Origin of the sequence: Eubacterium sp. AF34-35BH (assembly GCF_003477765.1) — a bacterium.
Taxonomy (GTDB): domain Bacteria; phylum Bacillota; class Clostridia; order Lachnospirales; family Lachnospiraceae; genus Eubacterium_G.
In genome coordinates this window covers 1-3147 of the sequence record NZ_QUDZ01000018.1, presented here as the reverse complement: position 1 = coordinate 3147, position 3147 = coordinate 1, and the positions used below count along the sequence as shown (strand labels likewise).

The window sequence follows — 3147 nt, the reverse complement described above, 5'->3', positions numbered from 1 at the left end:
TACATTCAAAACCACACACTGAAAAATTTCACATCCGGAGATAACTCCTCTTTCCTTCCTTCATGGATAAGCCCTCGACCTATTAGTATCAGTCAGCTGCATGCATTACTGCACTTCCACCTCCGACCTATCAACCTTGTAGTCTTCAAGGGGTCTTAATTCTTACGAATGGGATATCTCATCTTGAGGGGGGCTTCACGCTTAGATGCCTTCAGCGTTTATCCCGTCCCGACTTGGCTACCCTGCGATGCATTTGGTAATGCAACAGGTACACCAGAGGTCAGTCCATCCCGGTCCTCTCGTACTAAGGACAGCTCCTCTCAAATATCCTACGCCCACGCCGGATAGGGACCGAACTGTCTCACGACGTTCTGAACCCAGCTCGCGTACCGCTTTAATGGGCGAACAGCCCAACCCTTGGGACCTACTACAGCCCCAGGATGCGATGAGCCGACATCGAGGTGCCAAACCACTCCGTCGATGTGAACTCTTGGGAGTGATAAGCCTGTTATCCCCAGGGTAGCTTTTATCCGTTGAGCGATGGCAATCCCACTTTATACCACCGGATCACTAAGTCCTACTTTCGTACCTGCTCCACCCGTCGGTGTCACAGTCAAGCTCCCTTATGCCTTTGCACTCTGCGAATGGTTTCCGACCATTCTGAGGGAACCTTTGAGCGCCTCCGATACTCTTTCGGAGGCGACCGCCCCAGTCAAACTCCCCACCTGACATTGTCCACCAGCCGGATAACGGCTGCATGTTAGAAACCCAATACTGCAAGGGTGGTATCCCAAGGGTGACTCCACGAAAACTGGCGTTCCCGTTTCCTAGTCTCCCACCTATCCTGTACATACAATATCGAATCCCAGTATCAAGCTAGAGTAAAGCTCCATGGGGTCTTTCCGTCCTGGCGCAGGTAACCAGCATCTTCACTGGTACTTCAATTTCACCGGATGCATTGTTGAGACAGTGCCCAAATCATTACGCCTTTCGTGCGGGTCGGAACTTACCCGACAAGGAATTTCGCTACCTTAGGACCGTTATAGTTACGGCCGCCGTTTACTGGGGCTTAAATTCAAAGCTTCGCATTCGCTAACCTCTCCTCTTAACCTTCCAGCACCGGGCAGGCGTCAGCCCATATACATCACCTTACGGTTTCGCATAGACCTGTGTTTTTGCTAAACAGTTGCTTGGGCCAATTCTCTGCGGCCTACCTTCGTAGGCACCCCTTATCCCGAAGTTACGGGGCCATTTTGCCGAGTTCCTTAACAATGCTTCTTCCGTCGGCCTTAGGATTCTCTCCTCATCCACCTGTGTCGGTTTACGGTACGGGTACAATATACACAATAGCGGCTTTTCCTGACAGCCAGCTCACCAGCTTCGCTACTTATAACTTCGCTACACATCACGTCTTCAGATTGTAAGGCGGATTTGCCTGCCTTACTCCTACCTCGCTTGTACCGGTCTTTCCATTCCCGGCTCTGGCTTTCTGTCTGTGTCCCCACAGTTCTGATATATTGTAGTACAGGAATATCAACCTGTTATCCATCGACTACGTCTTTCGACCTCGCCTTAGGCCCCGACTAACCCAGGGCAGATCAGCTTTACCCTGGAAACCTTAGATATTCGGCCGTGAGGATTCTCACCTCACTCTCGCTACTCATTCCGGCATTCTCTCTTCTTAGCAATCCACTGCTCCTTTCGGTACAGCTTCGTCTCGCTAACAATGCTCCTCTACCAATGATAAATCATTCCTCAGCTTCGGTGTAGTGTTTAGCCCCGGACATTTTCGGCGCAGGACCTCTCGACTAGTGAGCTATTACGCACTCTTTGAATGTATGGCTGCTTCTAAGCCAACATCCTAGTTGTCTTCGAAATCCCACATCCTTTTCCACTTAACACTCACTTTGGGACCTTAGCTGGAGGTCTGGGCTGTTTCCCTTTTGACTACCCAACTTATCTCGTGCAGTCTGACTCCCAATCATCATCTTAACGGCATTCGGAGTTTGATAATCTTCGGTAAGCTTTGACGCCCCCTAGGATATTCAGTGCTCTACCTCCGCAAGACTAAATTGAGGCTAGCCCTAAAGCTATTTCGAGGAGAACCAGCTATCTCCGGGTTCGATTGGAATTTCTCCGCTACCCACACCTCATCACCACCCTTTTCAACGGATGTGTGTTCGGACCTCCATTGCCTTTTACGGCAACTTCATCCTGGACATGGGTAGGTCACCCGGTTTCGGGTCTACTCCTACTGACTATGGCGCCCTGTTAAGACTTGGTTTCCCTTCGGCTCCATACCTTTGGTACTTAACCTCGCCAGTAAGCGTAACTCGCCGGACCGTTCTACAAAAAGTACGCGGTTCTGCATACAAAGCAGTTCCACAGCTTGTAAACACAGGGTTTCAGGTTCTCTTTCACTCCCCTCCCGGGGTTCTTTTCACCTTTCCTTCACAGTACTATGCGCTATCGGTCACTAAGGAGTATTTAGCCTTGGGGGGTGGTCCCCCCGACTTCCCACAAGGTTCCACGTGTCTCGTGGTACTTCGGATTCCGCTCGCTCTCTTAAGGTTTCGAATACGGGGCTTTCACCCTCTCTGGCTGGCTTTCCCAATACCATTCTTCTACCCGCTAAGTCACTTGGTGCGGTCCATAACCCCGGATTGCACGCAATCCGGTTTAGGCTCTTTCCATTTCGCTCGCCGCTACTTTGGAAATCGATGTTTCTTTCTTTTCCTCCGGCTACTTAGATGTTTCAGTTCACCGGGTTCCCTCTGCATGGCTATGTATTCACCATGCAGTAACCGGAGTTTTTCCGGTTAGGTTTCCCCATTCAGATATCTACGGATCATTGGATATTTGCTCCTAACCGTAGCTTTTCGCAGCTTATCACGTCTTTCTTCGGCTCTTAGTGCCAAGGCATCCACCCTGCGCTCTTATTAGCTTAACCATTTACCTGTTGTATAGCGTTACAACAGTGGTCGGTTTGAGTTTAACTCTTAAATAAGATCGTCTCTTATCTGTGTTTGTTATTTCTTTATCGCATCTTTCGATGCGCCTCGGATGTCTTGAAATTGGCATGAACATAAATTTCTTTATGTCATTTATTTCGTTTATTTCTCAGTATGTAGTTTTCAATGTACAATT

The 3147-nt window shown here is 49.3% G+C and carries 1 rRNA gene; it reads right to left on the bottom strand.

From position 1 onward, the window contains the following. Positions 1–62: 62 nt before the first annotated feature. Positions 63–2950 (bottom strand): 23S ribosomal RNA (locus DWZ69_RS11900). Between the last annotated feature and the right edge of the window lie 197 nt (positions 2951–3147).